The organism is Calothrix sp. NIES-3974 (assembly GCF_002368395.1).
Taxonomy (GTDB): domain Bacteria; phylum Cyanobacteriota; class Cyanobacteriia; order Cyanobacteriales; family Nostocaceae; genus NIES-3974.
On the sequence record NZ_AP018254.1, the window covers coordinates 4,588,201 to 4,611,595 of the forward strand.

Sequence of the window (23,395 nt, forward strand, 5' to 3'; positions counted from 1 at the left end):
ACCACAAAGAAGAATCATTAACTGAACTGTATTGAGTCCTGTTGATGAAAAATCCGGGCATGGGGATGGTGACAGATATTCTCAATATAGCGGAGTTTTGAGGGCTAATTGTAAAGTTAATTTAAAACCAATGTCCGATGATGGCTGTTTCGGTTAGATATGGAGTGTGGATAAATCCTATATTTCTCTCAAGGGAGTGATAAGCCTTGAGTAATGGGTTGATTTTCCTATTTGATGTGGAGGGAGTGGGGAGTAGGGAGTTGTGAGTGGTGTAATAATGTGGGACACTTGTGAAGTATTCAGGAAAAAGGTACTGTTAGGGAAATATTCCACACCTAAACATGGCTGCTAATTTGAATTCTCCGCGACTTCTCTCCACATTTCTCAAAATCTGATCAAACTTAGATTCATGGGTTTTGCACTGCGACAAAGTTATGACCAGTTAAAAAGGGTTGAAATACCTTCTGAATAAAGATTACCATATGGGCGATCGCTCTGACTCGTGAGAAATGGGGATTCTGTCTCCTATCTCCTGTATCCTGTATCCTGTATTCTTTCCAGATTGTTTATGTCCGACGAGTTAAAGTTTCAAGGTTCAGGGATAGACCGCTTACCACCACAGAATATTGAAGCGGAGGAGGCGATTTTAGGAGGAATTTTACTTGATCCGGAGGCAATTAGTCGAGTTAGCGATCGCTTGGTTGCGGATGCTTTTTATTTAAGCGCTCATCAGGAAATATACCAAGCTGCGTTACGTCTACATGCTCAGGGGAAACCGACGGATTTGCTGACGATGATTGCATGGTTAACTGACCATGATTTATTAACTAAAATTGGTGGACGCAGTAAGTTAATTTCTCTGCTGGATCAAACTGTTTCGGCAGTTAATGTGGATGTACTAGCGCAATTGGTGATGGATAAATATACCCGTCGGCAGTTGATTAAGGCGGGGAATGAGGTGGTGCAATTAGGGTATGAGACGGAAACGGAGTTACCAAGGGTTTTAGATCAGGCTGAACAGAAGATTTTTGGGGTGACTCAGGAACGTAGTCAATCGGGTTTGGTGCATATTGCGGAAACCTTAATTGCGAATTTTCAGGATATTGAGGAGCGAAATCAGGGGGTTGCCTTACCGGGGATTACCTGTGGTTTCTATGATTTGGATGCGATGATTAATGGTGGTTTTCAACGGTCGGATCTAATTATTGTTGCGGGTAGACCAGCGATGGGGAAAACCAGTTTCTCGATGAATATAGCCCATTATATTTCTGGACATGTGCGCTTACCCGTGGCGATTTTTAGTTTGGAAATGTCGAAGGAACAGTTAGCATTACGGATGCTTTCGTCGGAAGCGGGGATTGAAAGTAGTTATTTAAAAAGTGGTAGGATTAGTCAGAACCAGTGGGAGTCTTTAACTAGGGCGATTGGTTTACTGTCGGAAATGCCCATTTATATCGACGATACCCCTAATATTACCATTAATGAAATGCGATCGCAAGCCCGAAGATTGCAAGCTGAACAGGGTATGGATTTAGGTTTGATTTTAATTGATTATTTGCAATTAATGGAAGGTGCAGGGGATAACCGGGTGCAGGAATTATCCAAAATTACCCGTAATCTCAAAGGATTAGCTAGGGAATTAAATGTACCCGTGATTGCCCTATCCCAGTTAAGTAGAGGTGTGGAAGCAAGAACAAATAAACGTCCAATGCTGTCCGATTTACGGGAATCGGGTTCCATTGAACAGGATGCGGATTTAGTCATGATGTTATACCGGGATGATTACTACAACCCGGATACCCCCGACCGAGGAATTGCGGAAGTAATTATTGCAAAACACCGTCATGGACCCACAGGAACAGTGAAATTACTATTTGACCCCCAATTTACCAAATTCAAAAATTTAGCCCGTCAGGGAGGATATTAGAGCATCGCCATCTCTATACAAGATTGATTTATTCAGCCCTGCGTCAGTAATATGAGTTAAAAGTGATATTTTGGCGATCGCGCGTAATTTGACAGTAATGACTTGGAAAATAGAGTACAAAATATCAAACGACAGGAGAAATCAACGACTATCTTGAATCCTATTCGCAGCTAAACTATCCTCAATCGCTCCTTCGGTGGTTAGCTGTCCTAAAGCTCCAGAAACCATCAGCTTGGGTAAATTTTCAATATCTTTGAGACGCGTTAATTTACTTTCCCCCGTATTCACATCACGGTGAACCACCACCACCGAAGGGACAATCTCCATTCCAAATGCATCCAGCAATGCAGGGTTATGGGTGGTGACGAGGATATTTATTTCACGCTGTCTACCCAATTCTAGCAGCATCCTCGCAAGTAATTCGGCACGAGAAGGATGTAACCCACTATCCACATCTTCAATAATTAAACGACTATGACGGGGAATTGTTAATAAAGCCGTCATAATTGCCAAAAATCTCAAGGTTCCATCGGACATACTGCGAGCGTCAATTTCTTGAATCTGTCCGTGAGTCCACTCTTCTTCACAGTAAAGCATGGCATCTCCACCAAGTCTACCAATACGTTCAGCCCAAACTTTGACGATATTTCCTGCGGGTAAACCCTGAGCATATTCACACAAAGTCTCTTCAACTTCGTCCCGTACACGGGTTGACAAACCAGCAATTACACCTGCAATATTTGACCCATCACTATCGAGGGTTTTCGAGATAGGTGAGTAACCCCGCATTCGTTCGGGAACAGGATTTAAAACAAAGATTTTTTCTAAACTGCTAATAATCAGATTTACTTCGGTAATGTTATCGAGAATGTAGGTATTTTTAAAGTAGTTGAGAATAGATTTATGGTGATTAGGTAATGTCCATCGGGCATTTTTGTACAGGGTAGAAATTTTTAAAATGATATCTTTATAATCATGGGAGTCAATATACCCAGAAATAATATCGCGTTCAAATACAACTTTAGTTTTATCTCGCTGATACTCACGATAAATGATTTTTTCTGCTAAAATTTCTGCATCGGGCTTAGTATCAACATTCACACTATATAAATAATCTACTTGATTACCTTCCCCATCCACCAGCACTTTTAAAGTAAATTCGCGCTCTGGTTTTAATGCAGCCCAATCAATTCCTCCACGAATTGGAGTTAAAGTTTTATCTCCAGCAAGAGAAGCATCTATTGTATTCCCACTTACAAGACGTTTTAACAATATAAATGCTTCCACTAGATTAGATTTACCACTGGCATTTGTACCGACAATTACCGTAAATGGTGAAAGTGGTAGTTCGGCATAGGCAAAACTTTTCCAGTTTTCTAAAATTAGTTGCTTGAGCATGAACTACTAGGATAATTAGGGTTAACAGTTAACAGTTAGCAGTTAACAGAAAAGGTCAATCATTAACTAAATAAGATGATTAAGATTATGCATCCTGTATTTTGTTTCCTGTACTTTGTTGAATAATTATCCTATGATTTTTTGATTTCTACATCTGAGATTTCCCCAGTTATATTTGTAGTGATATTGGGGTTAGTCTCCGGCTGAACATGGGTTGATAAATTGAATTCCCCGGAGCGCCAAATATCCGCAACATCTTTGATAAAACTGGCAATGGGTATGGCAACTAATAAACCAAGTATACCAGCAAATTTAGCTCCTAATAGTAGAGAAATTACTACCCAGATAGGATTGAGACCAGTTAAATTACTGAGGAGACGAGGTGCAATTACATTGGAGTTAATTTGGTCGGTGGCGATCGCAACGATTAAAACCTCCAATCCTAGCCAGAAATTTTGTAAGCCGACTAACAATACCACCAAGGAAATACCGATACCTGTACCAAAGGGAAAGAGGGAGAAAAATCCGATGGTGATGCCAAATAATAAGCCTAAAGGAACCTTTAACACCCAAAAAGATAGGGTTAATAAAACAGATAAAATCGCTCCAATAGTAGCTTGACCAATAAAATAATTTTGAAAATCCTCACGAATTAATTGGCGAATGGGAGTGCCAATTTTCGGGTTAAACCATTGAAAAATTCCATCCCAAAGTTTTTCTCCATTCAAAACCATGTAAATTGTTAATACAATCGTCAGCAATACATTCACAATCGTGCTAATTGTATCCACAGCAAAACCCAAAATTTTACCTGTAAAGGATTGGAATTGGGTGGATAAACGGTCAAGAGCTTGGGTAATTAACCCCCCAACATTAATCGGAAATTCCTCTTGTTGGAGAATCCAACCTTGGAAAGCTTCAATTTTTTCCGTTCCTGAATCAATCCAACTTGGCAAAACTTGAGTTAATTCATACAACTGCTCAAAAATCACCGGAACCAGAGTAAAACCAACTGCTACAACGATAACAATTGTTAAGAGTAAAACAAATGCGATCGCAATTATCCGGTTTAGTCCCCGACGCTGAAAAAAATTAATCGGATAATCTAACACAAATGCTAATAAGGCAGCAGAAATAAATATGCTTACTAACGGTTGAAAATACTTTAAAACAATCAATAATACCCAGCCATTCAAAACTATCAAAGGAAAGGTGATTCCCCAAATTAACCAACGTGGTAACTGATTTGCTGAGATTTTTGATGATGACTCGTGAGGTGCAGGTAGATTATTCATTTGATTTGCTATTTAAAATGAATTTAAAACGGTATATTTGTCGTTATCAACTGTACTGTACAGACGCGACATGTCGCGTCTCTCCTGATACAGACGCAACATGTAGCGTCTCTCCCTTCTCCCGACTCCCAAAAACGAGCTTGTTAAGTATTAAAATCGACTTTTAAAACACCCTCTTAGGGATTTGCGAACTTGATTAATCATACCAATTACTAATAAACTCCAGTAAAATTTGCCGATGTAAAACCCCCAGGGGACGTTCTTCCCCTGCAACTCGAGAAAAAGCTTTTCCCTGCTGAATTTCTGGAATTGAAATTAAACCCATGTCCCATCCCTCATGTAATACTAATTCTTCCATACTGACTTCTAAAGGTGCATAAAACACATAACGAATCACCTTTTCGTCCGCGTAGATACCAAATTGACGCAGTGTGGGAGGTAAAACATAACCAACCTCCTCTAACACTTCCCGTTTTACAGCTTGTTCAGGTGTTTCTCCCGGTTCTAGATGTCCCCCAAAAAACCCCCAAATACCTGGATTGGCAATATTGGGAATATTATCGCGCAATTGCATCAAAAATTTATCGTCCTGCTGGAGAATGGCGATCGCGACTTCAGTGGGTTGTTGATTCATGGGTTTTGCCGTGTGGGATTTCTTAATGCTATATATTTCACTAAAAATTACTTTTCTTCTAAGTATATTTCCCCAAAATTCTGCCCTTCAAAAGAAATACTTTGGTAACGTAGTTGACCTTTTATCACCACTTGAGAATTGACTTTTAAATTATTTTGCTCCGTTAGCACCCAAATCTTGCCGGTGTTGTCATCAATTTGGTAGGCATATTTTTTGACTAGAGGTACACGTTGAATGACTTTACCTTGGACATAAACCGTAGTCTGCTCCTGATTTGGAATCAAGTCAGAAGATAAATCACGAATTGGTGTGACATTTGCACCAATCATATTTATCCCCGAACCAGTGATACTACCACAAGCACCTAACATCACTGTTGAGGTCAAAACGATAAACCCCCAACAGATTGTTTTTGTATATGAGTAAAAAATACTTCCTAACTGCATAAACCCGGTCATGGGATAATTTTTGCTTTTCTGCATCAGTATATATTGTCTATTCAATTTTGGTGGTTAAGTCTCCACTAAGTTGGGAGTTGGGAATAGTGTTTGCGTCAGTGTCTGTGAAGAGGAAGGATGGTGATTACCAAGTAATAATAGACACGCTACGTGTCTAGACTACTCTCCCCGGATTTCTCACAAACTTCTCAAACTTTCAGTGAGTAGGGAGTGGGGAGTGGGGAGTAGGGAGTAGCAGGAAAATAAACCCACTACTCAAGGCTTATCACTCCCTTTTGAGAAATACAGGTCTCACCCCCCGTTTACAAGGCTATCCATTACCCGGATCTTTCTTAACAAAAAGTAAAAATACTTAAAAGAAGACGAAAGGCTTGATAGGTATAGTTTTGAGAGAGGAAAGATAGGGTGTAAAAAATGGAAAAATGGGCAGCAAGGGAATTGAAGCACTTGGATTTGGGAGATAAACGGCGAAACAAGCGTTTGATAAAGATGGTAGAAGATTTAGCAGCACAACCAACATCGAGTGTACCTCAAGCATGTGGGAGCGTAGCAGCGACAACAGCAGCATATGATTTGTGGAGTTCGCCGTATATAAAACCATCAGATATAAGCAATGGACATATCAAAAGTACAATCGAAAGGGCAAAAGAACACGAGATAGTATTAGCAATACAAGACACAACAAATATGGATGTAACAAGTCATCCAGCAACAGAAGGAATTGGATATCTAGACCAGAGAAAAAGTTTAGGATTAAAAGTACATTCAACGTTATTATCAAGCATAAAAGGAGTTCCACTGGGAGTAATAGACCAACAAGTATGGTCAAGAAATATCGAAGATTTAGGAATAGCAAAAACACGTAGAAAAAGACAAACAGAAGAAAAAGAAAGCCAAAGATGGTTGGAAGGGCTAGAGAGAACAAATAAATTACTACCAGAAAAGATAAAAATCATAACAGTAGCAGACTCAGAAGCAGATATATTTGATTTATTTAATCAGGAAAGACCAGAAAATAGCCACTTACTAATCAGAGGAACTCATAATAGAAAAGTTAGCCATACAGCGAATTATCTACATGAGGCGATCAGGTCAAGTCCAACTCAGGGAGAAGTAGAAGTCAAGGTAAGAAGAAATCCAGAAAGACCAGAAAGGATAGCAAAACTAACAATTAGATACGAAACAGTTGAAATAGAAGTACCAAAAAATAAGCTCGGGCGTTCGCTTTGTAAACCAGTAAAACTACAGGTGATATTAGCAGAAGAAAAGAGTCCACCATCGGAGATAAAACCAATCAGTTGGTTATTGTTAACGACATTGGAAATTAATAGCCTTGAAGATGCGGTAAAATGTGTTGAATGGTATACATATCGTTGGTTAATCGAGCGTTATCACTATACATTGAAAAGCGGTTGTCGAATCGAGGAATTACAACTGGAGACAGGAAAACGCCTATCAATGGCATTAGCGACATATTCGATTGTGGCATGGCGATTATTATGGTTAACTTACCAAGCAAGGGATAATCCAGAACAAAGTTGTGAAACGGTTTTAACTACAGTTGAATGGCAATCTTTATGTGTAAGTGTGAACAAAAACCCAATTCCACCAGATCAGCCACCAACATTAAGAGAAGCTGTACGAATGATTGCTCGACTAGGTGGTTTTCTGGGTCGTAAAGGTGATGGGGAACCTGGAGTCAAGACGATTTGGAGAGGGTTACGACGATTGCACGATATCGCCGTAACTTGGAAGCTAGCCCATCAAATCTAAATGCATACTTTCTGAGTTTTGTCTAATCTTAATGCTTAATCCCTCTACTGAAATCATTTCTATAATCGCTTTTCAGACTTTGTTAAGAAAGATGTGACTAATGGATAGCAACTCCGGGGGGAAGTTTCCAATCAATTATTTCCCCTCATAAGAGGAGACCCAATCGGGGGCTTTTTTAATTCTAGTCTCCTCTTATGAGGTTTCCAATCAATTATTTCCCCTCATAAGAGGAGACCCCTTCATTTTAAACCCAGATACAGCAAGGTGTCCAGAGGCGGATTGCGAGGGGGTCTAAAAATTTGTCGTCGAAGCAGTAAAAATCCATGAGAAAAATCCTTCAAACCCTTACACAGCAAGGCGGCGAGGGGGTCAACGAAAAAAATGGTATTTCAGCGATTCTCTGACCCCCTCGCATTATTGGTGTAGCAAGCGGAAAATAGTACAGGGGTACGGGCTACTTCTGCACCAAACATACGGTCAGCTTTTTCCGCACTTATACAAAATACCCTATCTTAGCTCGACTTTATCCATTTCCGAGAATATGAGAAAGCAAAGCCAAGACACACAGTATGGGAAAAGAACAGTATGGGAAAAGAAAAAAACATGAGTTCGATGAACCTCACCCCAACCCCTCTGTGACTTCCCAGAGGGGCAGAAAATCCGTGGTTTTCAATCAAGAATATTCTTTCAAAACCTCTGTTCCCAAGAAAGAGAGCTTTGGAGAGGGATTCTTTGTATCTGTCGAATTCACGTTAAAATAACTATCTTGCAATGGTTTCAGCGTCGGGTTTTAGGTTTTTTAAAAATGGATAAAGTCGAGCTAGGAAACTTTTTTGGCCAAACTCGGTTTTCTTCCCAACAACCCAATCATCAACTTGAGCATAAATACCTTAAGAAAAGGTAAATGAGCCATGACCCATAAACCGCAACGACGGACTATAACTATGGGGAGAAAACTATTAGAAAATAATCGATCCAATAAATCGGTAAACCCTAACACCACTAAATTTTCTCGCTGACGCCAACGTTCGTATTGCTTCAGAACCTTGATATCGCCAATATCCTTACCTGCTGCGTGGGCTGTTTGAATTACCTCCGCTAACGCAGCCACATCGCGAATACCCAAATTTAACCCCTGACCACCAACGGGATGACAATTGTGGGCTGCATCACCAATCAAAGCTAACCGGGGTGACACATAGCGATCGCTTTGCATTAATTGTACAGGAAAAATAAACCTTTCCCCTAACAACTCCAATTTACCCATCTGGTCGCCAAAACGTTGACTTAATTCTGCCAAAAACTGACTATCATCCAGTTCACACAAAGCCTTGGCTTCCGCGTGGGGAGCAGTCCAAACAATGCGGCAACGGTTTTCTGGTAATGGTAATATGGCGAATGGTCCACTAGGTTGGAACTTTTCATAGGCAGTGTCTAGATGGGACTTTTCTGGACGGACAAACGCCACAATACAGGACTGCCAATATTTCCAACCACGGGTTTTAATTCCCGCACTCCCTCGAATTTGCGATCGCGATCCATCCGCACCCACAATTAGTTTACTCCGGATAGTCTGAACTTCCTCACCGGACTTAATTTCTACCTCCACCGCATCATTCAAATATTTCACACCCACAACTTCCGCCGGACAAGCTACCTTCACTTGGGGACATTCACGGACAAATTCCCGTAACGGATATAACAATGCCTGGTGTTCCGCCACGTAACCCAAGTCATCAGTACCGATATCCTGCGTATTAAACTCCACAACTTGGGAAAAACCCGCATCCGAAAGTTTCACCCGACGATAGGTAGCAATGTGGGGTAATATGCTTTTCCAGACCCCAATACCCCGAAAAATTTGCGCCGACAGCATGTGTACAGCATAGGCTTGTCCCTTCATCACCGCCGGAGAATCTAATCGTGCTTCAATGAGGAGTATACTCAAACCCGAATCCTTCAACGCACCTGCTAGGGTTAAACCGACAATACCCCCCCCAACAATCACTAAATCATAATCATATCCAGAGGAGTCAGAAACCAACCTAGTCGGTTGCCAAGTTGCTGAAAGCTGTGCTTGCGCCATCACGATAAAAACTTATATTAAGACAAATTACAGACTTTTAATCTTATTTTGACGCGATCGCCCCCAATTTCGCAATCGGTATCAAGGATTCATTCGTAGTGAGGGATTTAGCCTCGAAAAAGCTTTAACATCAAGTGCTATACCCGCAGGGTTTTCGTAGACTAGCGCTACAAAGAACCTTTACCCACCGATCAAAATGAATGTAGTAATCCAAAATCCATAGTAGAGACGACCTGACGGGTCGTCTCTACGGTAATCCAAAATCCAAAATCTAAAATTATTTACTTTCCCATCATGATCCGACTAGCTACAATTGCCGATGCAACCCAAATCCAAGCAATCTACGCTCCCTTTTGTACCGATAGTAGTATCACCTTTGAAACCGAAGCTCCTTCCGTAGAATCAATGGAGCAAAGAATTCACACTGTCACCCAGCGATATCCCTGGTTAGTATATCAACAGCAATCCCAAATCCTCGGTTACGTTTATGCCACAACCCATAACGAACGTGCTGCTTACCAGTGGTCGGTAAATGTGAGTGTTTATATCCACAACAATGCCAGACGTAGGGGAATTGGACAGAAATTATATACTTCCCTGTTTGCAATTTTACGCCACCAGGGCTACTACAACGCCTATGCCGGAATTACCCTACCGAATCCAGCGAGTATGGGTTTACACAATAAAATGGGTTTTCAACCAGTGGGGATTTACCGTCAGGTTGGCTACAAATGCGGTCAATGGCATGATGTCATCTGGTTAGAGTTAAAATTGCAACCCCCCTCTCCCAATCCCCATCCACCAATCAGGATGAATCAGATGGGAGGGGATAATATTTGGGAACGGTTATTACCGAATTGAAAGGTAATAGGGAATGGGTATGAACTATTTTCCTGTTTATGTCCAAGCGACATGGGGGACTGACACCGTTTTACTCTGGAGTTGATACATTTTCTGGAAATGGTATTACGCCTAATCACACCTAATCACAATAATTCTGGTAAAAATGTTAACTTCCACCCTTCCGGATGAAGAAAAAAAACTTTAGGATGTAATCGCTTTTATCCTTGGCGAATTGTCAGGGTTTGAAAATAGCAATTGTAAATTCTTATATCTTTGCGAAAGTCATTTTATGTCATTTTCTGCCACGATTGCTCAGGTTGTTGATGCTATTGCTGCGGTTGCAGTCAATATTAGCGGTGAGTTACTAGGTCAAGTCTGTACAGGAATTCAAACGGATACACGCATCCTCAAAACCGGGGAAATATTTGTCGCATTGCGGGGGGAACGGTTTGATGGCCATGATTTTGTGGAAATGGCAATAGAACGGGGTGCTGTTGCGGTGATTGTGGATCACGATTTTCCCGCTTGTGAATTCCCGATGTTACGGGTTGGGGATACATTAACAGCTTATCAACAATTGGGTCGATGGTGGCGCGATCGCTTTGATATTCCGGTTATTGGTGTGACCGGTTCGGTGGGGAAAACGACGACGAAGGAGTTAATTGCAGCAGTTTTGGCAACTCAAGGTCGGGTACATAAAACCTATGCCAATTTTAACAATGAAATTGGTGTACCGAAGACTTTGCTGGAGTTGGGGGAGGAACATGATTTTGCGGTGATTGAAATGGCTATGCGTGGTCGGGGACAAATTGCCGAGTTAACGGAAATTGCGCGACCGACGATTGGGGTAATTACGAACGTGGGTACTGCCCATATCGAATTACTGGGTTCCGAAGCAGCGATCGCCGAGGCTAAGTGTGAGTTATTAGGACACATGGCTACTGATAGTGTGGCAATTCTCAATTATGACCAACCGTTGTTAGTGGAAACATCCCAACGGGTTTGGAATGGAAGGGTGGTGAGTTATGGTTTAAATCAGGGGGATATTTGTGGTAGTTTAATTGGTGGTGAGCAGATTCAAGTTGCTGGTAAGTCGTTTAAATTGCCTTTACCAGGTAAGCATAATGCCACTAACTATTTAGCAGCCCTTGCTGTCGCTCAGGTGTTAAATATTGATTGGGATACCCTTGCTGATGGAGTGACAGTGGAAATGCCATCCGGGCGATCGCAACGTTATCAGTTACCCAACGATGTGATTATCCTCGATGAAACCTACAATGCTGCTCCCGAAGCCATGTTGGCTGCCTTGGATATGTTAGCAGAAACCCCCGGTAAACGTCGCATCGCCGTTTTAGGAGCAATGAAGGAATTAGGCGATCACTCTTTACAATTACATGCCCATATTGGGGAAACTGCGAGTAAACTAAATTTGGATGCTTTGCTGGTGTTAGTGGATGGCAGAGATGCCAAGGAAATCCTGAATCATGCGAAAGGGATTACATCAGAATGTTTTACTAGCCATGCAGATTTGGTGGAACGGTTGAAAAACTATGTCCAATCCGGGGATAGATTGATGTTTAAAGCCGCTCATTCAGTTGGTTTAGATCGAGTTGTAAATCAACTACGCGCTGAGTTGGTTTGAGGATGGGAAAATTCGTCAACCCCAAATAATTGTTTGTAGAGACGCGTTAGCGTTAGCTTCGCCATACTACGTAAACGCGTAGCGTGTTGCGAAAGCGACTCAGCTCCTTTGAAAGAGGCTATATCGCGTCTCCCAAAACCACCAGTGTTATATTGTCGCAATATGCAGTATTTCTGCAAATAATGGGTCGCCAAAATTCATCAACCGTAACGATGATTTTTCATTAGAGCTATACTATACAAATCATTGATATCCAATAATTTATATCCCTCGTAATATATATAGATACAGGCTTTTCGACCCGTACCACAAAGACTGGTGATTTTTGTTTTACAGAAATGAACGCTGCACACTAGCTTAGTATTATTGATATTTTATTCCTGTTGTAATGCTTGACGGTAATTTTTAACTGCTGGGGTTTGATTTGTTTTGGCGATCGAGCTAGATAATCAAATCGGGTCCAAGTCTGGTAAAAGGGTACTGCGATCGCAGGGTGTAGCTATATTGTAGTATTTGTATGAAGAGTACCAAGTTTCTCTATTTCGGGGGAGCGATCGCATTATTTCTTCTGTGTTTCCCGAATTAAATATCACCGCACAGCAAATTTTCGACACTGGGAGTTGATTTGGTAGTTAAACGCACATTTCATAGTTAGTAGAAGTTGGTGGTAAGCGAAGCTATCCTGAAAGGAATCGCAAAACGGATTCAACAATTTCAAGAAATTAAACTCTGTAAAGGCTTTGTAGTATAAATATACCATAATAGTGCAAATTTTTCATTTTTGGTAAGGATTTCCGACTCACTTATATAAACTCACTGGAAATGCTGATAACCTTAAGGGTTAACAATACTGCTAAAAACATGTACAATGGATATTGTGTTTCAAAATGAAAAATTTGAGAAAGAGTGCAACAACCAGAGGCTTTTGGAGAAAAATCAGGGAAAAATCAGAGCGAAAAAAATTCGACAACGACTTGATGATTTACGTGCAGCCAACTCTCTGGACGAAATGCGAAATCTTCCAGGACGTTGCCACGAACTCTTGCATAATCGCTCAGGTCAGCTATCCTTAGATGTGGAGGATACCCATGAGTAACAAACTCCAAAATCAATACGTCCCGGATTACGTTTCTCCTCCTGGTGAGACTCTTCAAGAAATTCTTGAAGAGCGCGGTATGTCTCAGGCTGAATTAGCAGAAAGAACGGGTAGACCCAAAAAAACTATTAGCGAAATTATCAACGGGAAAGCAGCTATTACCCCAGAAACAGCATTGCAGTTAGAGAGAGTTTTGGGTGTATCGGCAAGTTTTTGGAATAATCGTGAAAGAGAATATAGAGAAGCTTTGGCTTGGCAACAAGAAAGTGAAAATTTGCAACAACAGGTTGCTTGGCTTGATAAAATTCCAGTAAAAGCAATGATTAAGGCTGGGTGGATTCAACAATTTCAAGATAAGGTTGAACAATTGCGAGAAGTCTTAAATTTTTTTTCCGTTGTATCTCCACAGCAGTGGGAAGATATATGGGAAGAAAGTAGCGTGTATTTTCGGAAATCTCAGGCATTTGAAAGTGATTTTGGTCATTTGGCTGCTTGGTTGCGTCAAGGAGAAATAGAAGCGGCTAATATACCTTGCATGACTTATAATGCCAATAAATTTCGGAAAAACTTGGAAACTATTCGGAAGTTAACGCTAGAACCACCAGAAACTTTTCAACCAGAAGTAATACGCTTATGTGCAGAAGTTGGTGTGGCAGTGGTTTTTGTACCTCAATTGCCAAAAACAAGAACTTGTGGAGCGACTCGTTGGTTGAATCCGGAAAAGGCATTAATCCAACTTAGCCTGCGTTATAAGACAAATGACCATTTATGGTTTGCTTTTTTCCATGAAGCAGGTCATATTTTACTACATGGAAAACGGGACTTTTTTTTGGAAGGTAAAGGTATCCAAGTACCAGAAAATGAACAAAAGGAAGCAGAAGCAAATCAATTTGCGGAAGACATCCTAATTCCACGCGCTAAATTAGAAAATTTTATAAATTCATGTCAATGCCTTAGCAAAGTAGCTATAGAAAAATTTGCCTCAGAAATAGGTATTGCACCGGGTATTGTCGTTGGCAGACTTCAGCACGATAATATCTTGCCCAAAAGTCATTGTAATGATTTAAAAGTTCGCTTGGAATGGGCTAAAAATGAGGAATAATTGTGGAACTAGCAAATAAGAGGGATATTTCTGGGTAATTATACTTTGCACTGATATATTTATTTTTTGTTGTGTTGACAGTTGACAGTAGAGAAGCAATACTGTACCTCTTCAAGCATTAACCATCCTCACGGATGAACGTGGAAAATATAGCTGTCGCATACTAAAGTCTCTAGAAAAGTATTGTAGCTAAAATTACTTGTCACCCGAATTTCTCGCTTGTAAATAAATAGGGAACAGGAAACAATCGATATTCTGAATCATTGCAATCTCCGGTTTATAATTGGGTATCTGTATTGCACGAAGTCTATCTGCAACTGCATTTTTGCTGTTAACGTCACACTATGAAAGCATTAACACCGTTCCTGAACCGCCTTGATTACTACTACGACCAGGTAAAAAAAATTATTCTGGCACGTCAAAATCCGATTACTGGTTTACTTCCAGCTAGTACAGCTATTAATGAACACGGGAACTATACTGACGCATGGGTACGGGATAATGTCTACAGTATTTTAGCGGTGTGGGGGTTAGCCTTAGCCTATCGCAAAATCGATGATGATAAAGGCAGGGGTTACGAACTGGAACATAGTGTGATTAAGTTGATGCGGGGTTTGTTGTTTGCAATGATGCGACAAGCTCACAAGGTGGAAAAATTTAAACAAACCCAATCACCCCTAGATGCTCTCCATGCCAAATACGATACTGCAACGGGGGATGTGGTTGTGGGAGACCATGAATGGGGACATTTGCAAATTGATGCCACTTCGTTGTTTTTGTTGATGTTAGCCCAAATGACCGAATCTGGGTTGCAAATTATTTATACCCTAGATGAGGTGGATTTTGTCCAAAACTTGGTTTACTACATCGGTCGAGCCTATCGTACCCCTGATTACGGGATTTGGGAACGGGGTAATAAAATTAATCATGGCAATCCGGAATTAAATGCGAGTTCGGTGGGGATGGCCAAAGCTGCTTTGGAAGCCATGAATGGTTTGGATTTATTTGGTGTTAGGGGTAGCCATGCATCGGTTGTCCATGTTCTCCCCGACGAAATTGCTAGAGCCAGAATTACCCTAGAATCCTTACTACCCAGGGAATCAGCCTCCAAGGAAATTGATGCTGCCACCTTAAGTATTATCAGCTATCCAGCTTTTGCCATTGAAGACCAGGAATTACGCGATCGCACGTTAAATGAGATTGTCACGAAGTTGGAAGGTCGCTATGGGTGTAAACGGTTTTTGCGGGATGGTCATCAAACGGTGATTGAAGATACCCAACGTCTACACTACGAACCTTGGGAGTTGAAGCAATTTGAGCATATTGAGTGTGAATGGCCGTTATTTTTCACCTATTTGCTTTTGGATGCTTTGTTCGCCGGGGATTATGAACGGGTAAAAAAATACTATCGGCGCTTGGAAGCTCTGTTGGTCGAACGGGATGGGATGGATTTACTGCCGGAATTATATTACGTCCAGCAGGAGCATATCGAAGCAGAACGGGAAAATCCCCACAGTCAACCCCGTGTTCCCAATGATAATATTCCCCTTGTGTGGGCCCAAAGTTTATATTACCTGGGTTGTTTGCTCAAGGATGGATTAATCGCCATCGGTGATATTGACCCCCTAGGACGACATTTACGGGTTGGAAAACACCGAGAAGTGGTAATTCAGGTGGCTTTGATTGCCGAAGATGAAGGACTGCAAAATCAACTACAGCTATACGGGATTGAAACCCAAACCCCCAAGCAGGTTGCACCGATCCAAATTCGCAATGCCAAGGAATTATCTATTATTTATCGGCAATTGGGACGTAATGACAAATTGGGAATTACCGGACGACCCTTTCGACGCTTACGGAGTTTGACCACATCCCGTTTGTTCCGCATCGGTGAACATACGGTTGTCTTCCTTCCCTCCTTTTTAGATGCCCAGCAATTTTATTTAACCCTGGATTATCACTTCTTCGTTGACCAAATTCGCAGCGAACTCGCTTACATTCACGACCATTGGACAGACCTGGGTCGGCCGATGTTTACATTGATGTTGACCCGTACCATGTTAGAAACCGGACAAAGTGCCCTGTTAGAATTGATGCAGGAATTACGGGATGGTATTTGCGGCGGTGTTCGGGTCAAATTAGGACACTTAAATCAATTAATCCTCACCGCCAACACCGAACGCATTGATTTTATCCATAGTTTCCCACTCAACCAAAACGAAACCAAAGTCACCCCCTGGAAACGTTCCTACCTCAGATTCCAGCCGGAAAAAAGTTGGCCCTTGGAACATACCCAGGAATTCCAAATGGAGTGTGAGACCAACCTGGAACTCCTACTTAACCACCTACGGGAATCGGAAAACCTCTACGAACAAATCGAACTATTGCAAACCCTAGTCCGGTTAAAAGGGATGGACTTCGACACCGGGTTTAGCGGTTCCCCCAACTACCCCGTCACCGTTGCCCAACTCCTAGATGAAGTTTATACCAAAGCCGGAGAACTGGGATTGTGGGCGGTAGTACGTAAAGCTGCTGGATTACGGCAAATGGTCTACGTGGGCTTATCAGACGTGGTGACATCCATCCTCGTCCGGGGTAAACAAATCACCGTCGGTCGTGCCTACAGTGCCGCCTCCGTAATTTCCACACCCATACCCATTCAAGAAATTACCGATAAAATCAACGCCTTTTGTCGAGAAGACATTCGCGATCGCGTTTTGACCCAGGAAATTCTCATTTATCTCGGTTCCATCAACCGCAGTGAACCAGACTTATTTAAAGGTTTGCTGACATTACGAGTGGGATACCTAATTTTGCTGATTACCAGCGAACTCGCAAGCGAACTACAAGTTACCCAGGACGAAGCCTACGAAACCCTCATGCAACTATCGCCCTTTGAAGTCAAAACCCGTTTGCGACAGGTTTTATCGGAATATTCCGGCATGAGTAAATTATTACGTCAACAGGAATCCCTACACATCCGTCAAAAAGAAAGCGACATCCAATGGGTTGTCCAACCGACCTTGAGTAAAGACACCAGTGAAGTCCCCCAAATTGGTTGGAGACGCTTTCGTCAAGCCGAAGGTGCAACCGGAAGGGTTCCCAAGGACTTCTACAAAAACGTCTGGCTAGTGATGCAACACTGCAAAGGTTTAGTCATCGGTGATAAACTGGAACGTCGTAACCGTTTAGACAGCGAATCGATTTTAGCGGAAATGACCCCCGGGGAGAAAAACTTTGCCCTTCGCGTCGAACATCTGCTCAACAAAATCGAATCCCCCGAATATCGTCAAGTTTGCATTGAAACCCTAATGGAACTCGCAGCGATCGCAGCTCAAAACCCCGACCTCCAAATTGAAGAATACCTAGTCCTCGACGTTCTTATCGGTTATGCAGTCCGCGTTGCATGGTTAGAAAAACATCCCGACGCTAGCGACAAATACGACGAACAAAAATCCCAAGCCTGGGACTCATTTTACGACGCTTCCCCCAGTGATTGTGCCAGTTATGTGGTCAAAGCTGTACGCTTACTCACGGAATTTGCCAATTAGCTGGAAAATAGGGAATAGGGAGTACAGAGGCGATATGTCGCCTCTGTATGGGTTGGAAGCATTCCGATTCCACTTTTCACGAGACCCAAAAAATTACAAATGCTGGGTTTTGAAGCCTTATACCTATTTTTTAGCAATTTTTGCGGCTAAAATACCCTCTAACTCCTGCATTATCAGAGTTATACTATATACTATTTTTCCGTCAGCCCTACTTAACCCTTGAAGTTCGACTGTCAAGTGTTAAACAATGCTAGCCTTACCCAATCCCCCTGGGTGTAGCGAAATCTACCAAAAAAAGCAGCAAGATCCATTAACGTTATTTCATCCTCCAATGTAATTCGGGCTACATTTAGACATGCGGTTAGAACAGTTGCAGGCATTTCTGGCGATTGTGGAAACAGGTAGTTTTCAATCGGCAGCACGCCAATGTGGTATTACCCAATCAACGGTCAGTCGGCAAATCCAATCCCTAGAAGCAGATTTAGGGATAGAATTGTTTCACCGTAGCAGTCAGGCAAAATTAACATTAGCAGGGGAAAGGTTGTTACCAAGGGTGAAAAAAATTTGTCAGGAGTGGCAAAATGCTACCCAAGAATTAACCGAATTAAAGGAAGGTAAACAACCAGAATTATGTGTTGCAGCGATTCATTCCCTCTGTGCCTATTACCTACCGCCAGTTTTGCAACAATTTTGTCATGACTTCCCGGAAGTGCAACTGCGAGTGACATCACTAGGAAGCGATCGCGCTCTCAAAGTTCTTAAGGACGGTTTAGTAGATTTAGCGATAGTCATGAATAACCGTTTTCTCACCACTGGTAAAGAAATGGTTATACAAGTATTGTATGATGAACCGATAGAGGTTTTGACGGCCATCACCCATCCCCTAGCCGCCTACGAATCGATTCCCTGGTCAGAATTAATTCGCTATCCCCAGGTTGTTTTTAAGGATGGTTACGGAATGCAACGCCTAATTCAAGACAAATTTGACAGCCTGGAAGCCCGATTGCAAGCAGCCCTGGAAGTCAATACCTTAGATGCCTTTCGCGGTGTCGTGCGACAAGGAGAATTTATCGCCCTTCTGCCCCATTCAGCCCTCGTTGAAGCCCGTAATGACCCCACCCTGGCAATTCGTCCTATCTCTAATTCTATCCTCGAAAGTGGAAATATTAACCCCGTTATTACCAACAAACTGGAACACCCAACCCTAACCCGTCAAGTTGTCATGGTGACAACCGAAGACCGGTTAAAAATACCCCCGATTCAAAAATTTTGGCAATTAGTCTGTGAAAATATCCCTCCCCAGTCGGATGCGGTGCTGCGTCGAGCAAGTTAGTTCGCAGGGGAAATGCTAATAATACTAAAATACCTCAGAAATATATCCAGGTTCTATCTCCTGTATTCTCACCTAAAAACATGAGTGCTGTTTTTCGAGATTTATTACGCAAAGTGGGTAGCGGAAACCACACATCCCAATCCTTAAGCCGCACTGAAGCCGCGATCGCTGCTAAAATGATGTTATTGGCGGAGGCGACCCCGGCTCAAATTGGTGCTTTTTTAATTGCCCATCGCATCAAACGACCGACGGGTGAGGAATTGGCAGGGATGTTGGATACCTTCGAGGGTTTTGGTCCTAAGTTTCAACCTGTTTCCAGTCAACGTCCCGTAATCGTATTCGGAATTCCCTATGATGGTCGCAGTCGTACCGCACCCATCAGTCCCATCACGGCTTTACTATTAGCCAGTGTGGAACAACCGGTGATTATGCATGGGGGAGGACGATTACCCACAAAATACGGCTTACCATTAATTGAGATTTGGCAAGGTTTGGGGGTTGATTGGACGCGTTTATCCCTAACCCAAAATCAAAATATACTAGAAAAAGTTGGTATTGGCTTTATTTATACACCCCTGCATTTTCCCCTAACCAACCATCTTTGGGAATACCGCGACCAATTGGGAAAACGTCCACCCCTAGCGACGATGGAATTAATTTGGTGTCCCTACGCTGGAAATGCTCATCAAATTTCTGGTTTTGTCCATCCACCCACAGAAGGAATGTTTCTTGAAGCCTGGAAATTACGGGGTGTTCAGCAATTTACCACAATTAAAGGATTGGAAGGAAGCGTGGATTTACCCTGCGATCGCACAGCGATTATTGGTTTAGGGAATGGCAATGGTGAAATTACCAGGTTACATTTATCCGCAAGTCAACATGGATTTAAGCATCAAAATGTAGCCTTGACCACCACAAGCGAATTCATCCACAATATCCTAGAACTTCTGGATGGGAGAAATAATATATTGACCGAAAGTGCTATTTGGAACGGAGGTTTTTATCTTTGGCGTTGTGGAATTTGTGAAGACATCACAACAGGGATTCAAAAAGCCGAATTATTATTCAGTAGTGGTGCTGTGAGTAATACGTTAATTAACTTGCGCAATCACTGTTTACCAAATAATTCGTAATCGAAAATCCACAATTGCATCACCCTTCCCGTACCCAAGCAGTTGCTCTCCACAGGTACATAAATAGAGTTCCTGCCACCACAGCGCCAACATTCCATTTAATCGAAGATTTTAACAAGTTCATACGGCGAGAATTGCGGGTAAATTGGGCTTGATTTTTGATTTGTTCTTTTGATTGGAAAACACGCGATCGCAATTCATCTTTGATTTGAGGTAAGCTCTTATCACCAGGGTTGATACCTTGAGCGCGTAATAATTGATTAATTTGTTCGCTATTGGCTTGGTCGATTTTTTGTTCAAAGTTTTCTGCTTGGGCTATTTGTTGTTTGAGAGCATTATCAATTTGGGTTGTATTTTGTTTATCCAACCGCATCGTATTCGTAATCGTTAATGGTATCAAGAGATAAAATACTAATGCTAAAAATAAAGTCAAGAGAGACAAAAGTTTTAAAAAACCAATTTCCCCACGACGACGATTGATAAAGCCACCCCAAAAAGCCATTGCTAAACCAATTAATGGAACGGGAACTCTTTCTACTATTTGACCAAAGGTTTGAAATTCCCAAACTGGATTCATCACATTCAAAGGGGTAAGTATACTAACCCAATCTAAAATGGTTAAAATTATTAAACCGTAACCAACTGCACGCACAATTCCTAAAGCGGCGATTTCGCTAGTATCCAAGTGAGAAAAATCCGGTTTTCTGTCACTATTAATCTCAGATTTAGTCATGGGTCTATAATTTAAAATGGAATATTAATCTTTGTTTTCTAAATATTTATTTAATTTCATGGATATAGATAGGAAAATCTTGGTTAAGATATCGCAATTTTTTGATTAGGGGAATAGGGAACGGGTAATCAAAATATATCCTAACAATTTTTGTCAGAATTGTGTTTGTAGAGACGCAATATATTGCGTCTGGGATTCAGAATGGGTTGCATAGATTACTGGGATTCAGAATGGGTTACATAGATTACGTCTGGGATTCAGAATGGGTTGCCAACATTTTTTTGAAACAGTCACAGTACGGAGCAACCAAAGATACAACCTAGATATGGTTAGAATTTGCTGCAAAACCATTATTCTACAGACAATCCGTTGAATTGTCTCCACTATCACAGTTATAATTTTTTCACCCACTTATTTACTGCTATATACTACAAACAACAATCAATTAACAGTTTGAATTGGACTATGTAGCTAATTGCGAACCGCTTACAGTATATCTATTCAAAGTGGGGGAAATCTGGTTTTCCACCATGCATACCAATCAAACCATGCTGTTTCTAGATAATTGATTTTTTGTTGAGATTGAGAGGGATTGCTGATGGGAAGGGAAAAATGTGTCCATAAACAGCGTCGGTCTAAAAGGGGTTCATCGTGAATTAACCAACTTAACAAGCGTTGAGGTTGAAAATCAAATTTATAGCGATTTTGTTTGAACTGTGCATCAGTGAAAGTCGCTTTTCCCCTAGGATTAATACAAGCACTTAAATAAGCAAGATTTCCCTCCACACCAATTCCATAAAATCCAACCTCTGGATGATAACGAATTTCGGGTACGGATTTAATCTCCGTATAATCCTTGATATACAAGGTCATGGATGCATTCTCTAAACTAAAATATCGCATTTCCACATTTAGTTGTAGCTGATTACGTACATACTGATATTTTTTTTGTGCTAGGGGTTTGAGGAATACTTTAGGGGGGATGGGGGGAACGGAACTTTGTTGAAATTGCCAATTAGGGAGGGGTACACTTTCTGGAAAATTGAAGGGAGTTAGACTCAGAGGGGTATTTTTTGGTCGTAAACTAACTCGCACTAAAACTGCGATCGCACTCACACAGGTTAAGGTCAGTAAACCAATCCGTATCTGTTTGCCATTTTTCCTCATTTTCCATCCCATCCCCACTCAACATCCCTATCATGTCTAATTATGTTTGCTCTCAGATTTTTATGCAGTTGGCAAAAAAGTACCGGTAAAGACACGACATGTCCCGTCTGTACGGGAATAGTGATTAATGAGTAGGAAGTCAGATAAAATCATTTTTATACATTCTGGTGTAACATGGCGGCCTATTTTCAAGGGAGAGAAAATACAAATAGCACTTCAGAGGATGCTTTTCAAGTATTAATAAATACTTTATTAACCACTTCTTGAAGGCAGAAAATAGGCTCAAACGATATATTTGTCGTTATCAACTACTCCCTATTCCCTGTAGGACGACCCGACGGTTCGTCTCTAATTCAAATTTTTTTGCTGTCCGACAATCCGCCAACACCAACAGGCAAAAATTATCACCGCTAATAAAGAAAATGCCAATGAACCAGTGCCGATATGCCAATATTCAAAAGCATTTTTATCCTGATTTGCGACCAAAAATAACATCAACGCTACGCGAAACCCGTTGACTACAAACCCAATTATTATCGCCACCATTGGCAAAATAAGCTTCTGCGATCGCGGATGGGGAAACATCAATAAAAAAACCACTGCTAACCCCAACAATTGGAAGATTAACTCTAATCCCGAACAACCGGAATAAACCTCAATACTACCACCGGGTAAAAATAAATTAACACCGCTACGCACTACATCAAATCCCAAATACCACAGGAGCAAAGCAGAAAACTTGGCTGTTAAGGGTGAAATGTCCACCAAGGAAGGCGGTAAAATTTCCGGTACAGCGATGAAAAATAGGGTTAGTAATTCCCATTGATAATGTTTGAGAAATTTAGCTCCTGATGCCAATAGGGCAATAGCAAAACCAAATACAACCGGCAACAAATAAATAAAGTAAACCCCACCAAAACCATGCATTGAGTCTACTTTCATCAGTGTAAATAAAATGATAATTACACCACAAATTGTCGAAACAAAATCACTGTGGAAATGTAGCTGCTGCCGCCTTTCCCACAACCGAAAACTAAGTACACCCCAAAATAAACTACTAGTACCAAATAAACTTTGGTTTTCGTACTTCCAAGCTAAATGTAATTGAATCGAAATTAAAGCTGCACTCAATACTAACAACAAAAATATCGGATTGTACAGATTTTTTAAGTGTGTGAATTGTTTAAATATCATTGCACAATACAAAATTTCTGTTGTTAACAA

General features: G+C 41.4%; 17 protein-coding genes and 1 pseudogene. 10 read left to right on the top strand and 8 right to left on the bottom strand.

Annotation, left to right across the window (positions count from 1 at the left end):
• Nucleotides 1-568 precede the first annotated feature (568 nt).
• Entirely contained in the window at nt 569-1,927 is a 1,359-nt protein-coding gene (gene dnaB / locus CDC37_RS18480) for a replicative DNA helicase (protein ID WP_096623940.1), read from the top strand.
• Between the two features lie 141 nt (nt 1,928-2,068).
• On the opposite strand, the gene CDC37_RS18485 is transcribed toward dnaB, so the two are convergent.
• The 4 genes from CDC37_RS18485 to CDC37_RS18500 all read right to left on the bottom strand — a co-directional run bounded on the left by CDC37_RS18485 (nt 2,069) and on the right by CDC37_RS18500 (nt 5,736).
• Nucleotides 2,069-3,325 carry an AAA family ATPase gene (locus CDC37_RS18485; RefSeq protein ID WP_096623942.1) on the bottom strand — a complete coding sequence of 419 codons (1,257 nt, stop codon included), beginning with the start codon at nt 3,323-3,325 and terminating at the stop codon, nt 2,069-2,071.
• A 131-nt stretch (nt 3,326-3,456) separates the two neighbouring features.
• Complete coding sequence (locus CDC37_RS18490) at nt 3,457-4,620, bottom strand: AI-2E family transporter (RefSeq protein ID WP_096623944.1); 1,164 nt, start codon at nt 4,618-4,620, stop codon at nt 3,457-3,459.
• A 196-nt stretch (nt 4,621-4,816) separates the two neighbouring features.
• The gene (locus CDC37_RS18495) at nt 4,817-5,254 is read right to left on the bottom strand and encodes an NUDIX hydrolase (protein WP_096623946.1); all 438 of its coding nucleotides are present in this window, start codon (nt 5,252-5,254) and stop codon (nt 4,817-4,819) included.
• Nucleotides 5,255-5,301: 47 nt separating this feature from the next.
• On the bottom strand, nt 5,302-5,736 hold the full coding sequence (locus tag CDC37_RS18500; RefSeq protein ID WP_231943109.1) for a hypothetical protein: 435 nt from the start codon (nt 5,734-5,736) through the stop codon (nt 5,302-5,304).
• Nucleotides 5,737-6,126: 390 nt separating this feature from the next.
• Here CDC37_RS18500 and CDC37_RS18505 point away from each other — a divergent pair, with 390 nt between their 5' ends.
• On the top strand, nt 6,127-7,485 hold the full coding sequence (locus CDC37_RS18505) for an IS4 family transposase (RefSeq protein ID WP_096620005.1): 1,359 nt from the start codon (nt 6,127-6,129) through the stop codon (nt 7,483-7,485).
• Between the two features lie 820 nt (nt 7,486-8,305).
• Here CDC37_RS18505 and CDC37_RS18515 read toward each other — a convergent pair.
• Nucleotides 8,306-9,571 (bottom strand): FAD-dependent hydroxylase, encoded by a 1,266-nt coding sequence (locus tag CDC37_RS18515; RefSeq protein WP_096623950.1) that lies wholly within the window; start codon nt 9,569-9,571, stop codon nt 8,306-8,308.
• 294 nt (nt 9,572-9,865) lie between these two features.
• Between CDC37_RS18515 and CDC37_RS18520 the strand changes: the two genes are divergently transcribed.
• The 8 genes and pseudogenes from CDC37_RS18520 to CDC37_RS18550 all read left to right on the top strand — a co-directional run bounded on the left by CDC37_RS18520 (nt 9,866) and on the right by CDC37_RS18550 (nt 20,271).
• Complete coding sequence (locus CDC37_RS18520) at nt 9,866-10,432, top strand: arsinothricin resistance N-acetyltransferase ArsN1 family B (RefSeq protein ID WP_096623952.1); 567 nt, start codon at nt 9,866-9,868, stop codon at nt 10,430-10,432.
• Between the two features lie 271 nt (nt 10,433-10,703).
• On the top strand, nt 10,704-12,056 hold the full coding sequence (locus CDC37_RS18525) for a UDP-N-acetylmuramoyl-tripeptide--D-alanyl-D-alanine ligase (protein WP_096623954.1): 1,353 nt from the start codon (nt 10,704-10,706) through the stop codon (nt 12,054-12,056).
• A 519-nt stretch (nt 12,057-12,575) separates the two neighbouring features.
• Nucleotides 12,576-12,680 (top strand): annotated as a pseudogene (locus CDC37_RS25310) (Uma2 family endonuclease); the annotation flags it as partial.
• Between the two features lie 244 nt (nt 12,681-12,924).
• On the top strand, nt 12,925-13,152 hold the full coding sequence (locus CDC37_RS18530; protein WP_096623956.1) for a killer suppression protein: 228 nt from the start codon (nt 12,925-12,927) through the stop codon (nt 13,150-13,152).
• Entirely contained in the window at nt 13,145-14,254 is a 1,110-nt protein-coding gene (locus CDC37_RS18535; RefSeq protein ID WP_096623958.1) for a HigA family addiction module antitoxin, read from the top strand. The genes CDC37_RS18530 and CDC37_RS18535 overlap by 8 nt, the downstream gene beginning before the upstream one ends.
• Nucleotides 14,255-14,598: 344 nt before the next feature.
• Nucleotides 14,599-17,805, top strand: a complete 3,207-nt coding sequence (locus CDC37_RS18540) for a glycoside hydrolase family 15 protein (protein ID WP_096623960.1) — start codon at nt 14,599-14,601, stop codon at nt 17,803-17,805.
• A 355-nt stretch (nt 17,806-18,160) separates the two neighbouring features.
• Nucleotides 18,161-19,138, top strand: a complete 978-nt coding sequence (locus CDC37_RS18545) for a LysR family transcriptional regulator (RefSeq protein WP_096623962.1) — start codon at nt 18,161-18,163, stop codon at nt 19,136-19,138.
• 80 nt (nt 19,139-19,218) lie between these two features.
• The gene (locus tag CDC37_RS18550; RefSeq protein ID WP_096623964.1) at nt 19,219-20,271 is read left to right on the top strand and encodes an anthranilate phosphoribosyltransferase family protein; all 1,053 of its coding nucleotides are present in this window, start codon (nt 19,219-19,221) and stop codon (nt 20,269-20,271) included.
• Between the two features lie 19 nt (nt 20,272-20,290).
• Here the strand turns inward: CDC37_RS18550 and hpsJ-A are convergent, their stop codons facing one another.
• The 3 genes from hpsJ-A to crtA form a co-directional block, all read right to left on the bottom strand.
• Nucleotides 20,291-21,004 carry an HpsJ-like protein, cyanoexosortase A-associated gene (gene hpsJ-A, locus CDC37_RS18555; protein ID WP_096623966.1) on the bottom strand — a complete coding sequence of 238 codons (714 nt, stop codon included), beginning with the start codon at nt 21,002-21,004 and terminating at the stop codon, nt 20,291-20,293.
• A gap of 501 nt (nt 21,005-21,505) precedes the next feature.
• Nucleotides 21,506-22,183: a cyanoexosortase A system-associated protein gene (locus CDC37_RS18560; protein ID WP_096623968.1), complete on the bottom strand. Its 678-nt coding sequence runs from the start codon at nt 22,181-22,183 to the stop codon at nt 21,506-21,508.
• A 336-nt stretch (nt 22,184-22,519) separates the two neighbouring features.
• Entirely contained in the window at nt 22,520-23,314 is a 795-nt protein-coding gene (gene crtA, locus CDC37_RS18565) for a cyanoexosortase A (RefSeq protein WP_231943110.1), read from the bottom strand.
• Nucleotides 23,315-23,395 lie beyond the last annotated feature (81 nt).

What these genes read in the sequence shown, in the direction of transcription:
- CDC37_RS18485 (WP_096623942.1), bottom strand. Translation starts at nt 3,325, where the DNA reads ATGCTCAAGCAACTAATTTTAGAAAACTGGAAAAGTTTTGCCTATGCC.
- CDC37_RS18525 (WP_096623954.1), top strand. Translation starts at nt 10,704, where the DNA reads ATGTCATTTTCTGCCACGATTGCTCAGGTTGTTGATGCTATTGCTGCG.
- CDC37_RS18545 (WP_096623962.1), top strand. Translation starts at nt 18,161, where the DNA reads ATGCGGTTAGAACAGTTGCAGGCATTTCTGGCGATTGTGGAAACAGGT.
- CDC37_RS18550 (WP_096623964.1), top strand. Translation starts at nt 19,219, where the DNA reads ATGAGTGCTGTTTTTCGAGATTTATTACGCAAAGTGGGTAGCGGAAAC.
- dnaB (WP_096623940.1), top strand. Translation starts at nt 569, where the DNA reads ATGTCCGACGAGTTAAAGTTTCAAGGTTCAGGGATAGACCGCTTACCA.
- CDC37_RS18535 (WP_096623958.1), top strand. Translation starts at nt 13,145, where the DNA reads ATGAGTAACAAACTCCAAAATCAATACGTCCCGGATTACGTTTCTCCT.
- CDC37_RS18500 (WP_231943109.1), bottom strand. Translation starts at nt 5,736, where the DNA reads ATGCAGAAAAGCAAAAATTATCCCATGACCGGGTTTATGCAGTTAGGA.
- CDC37_RS18515 (WP_096623950.1), bottom strand. Translation starts at nt 9,571, where the DNA reads ATGGCGCAAGCACAGCTTTCAGCAACTTGGCAACCGACTAGGTTGGTT.
- CDC37_RS18540 (WP_096623960.1), top strand. Translation starts at nt 14,599, where the DNA reads ATGAAAGCATTAACACCGTTCCTGAACCGCCTTGATTACTACTACGAC.
- CDC37_RS18495 (WP_096623946.1), bottom strand. Translation starts at nt 5,254, where the DNA reads ATGAATCAACAACCCACTGAAGTCGCGATCGCCATTCTCCAGCAGGAC.
- CDC37_RS18505 (WP_096620005.1), top strand. Translation starts at nt 6,127, where the DNA reads ATGGAAAAATGGGCAGCAAGGGAATTGAAGCACTTGGATTTGGGAGAT.
- CDC37_RS18560 (WP_096623968.1), bottom strand. Translation starts at nt 22,183, where the DNA reads ATGGGATGGAAAATGAGGAAAAATGGCAAACAGATACGGATTGGTTTA.
- hpsJ-A (WP_096623966.1), bottom strand. Translation starts at nt 21,004, where the DNA reads ATGACTAAATCTGAGATTAATAGTGACAGAAAACCGGATTTTTCTCAC.
- CDC37_RS18490 (WP_096623944.1), bottom strand. Translation starts at nt 4,620, where the DNA reads ATGAATAATCTACCTGCACCTCACGAGTCATCATCAAAAATCTCAGCA.
- CDC37_RS18530 (WP_096623956.1), top strand. Translation starts at nt 12,925, where the DNA reads ATGGATATTGTGTTTCAAAATGAAAAATTTGAGAAAGAGTGCAACAAC.
- CDC37_RS18520 (WP_096623952.1), top strand. Translation starts at nt 9,866, where the DNA reads ATGATCCGACTAGCTACAATTGCCGATGCAACCCAAATCCAAGCAATC.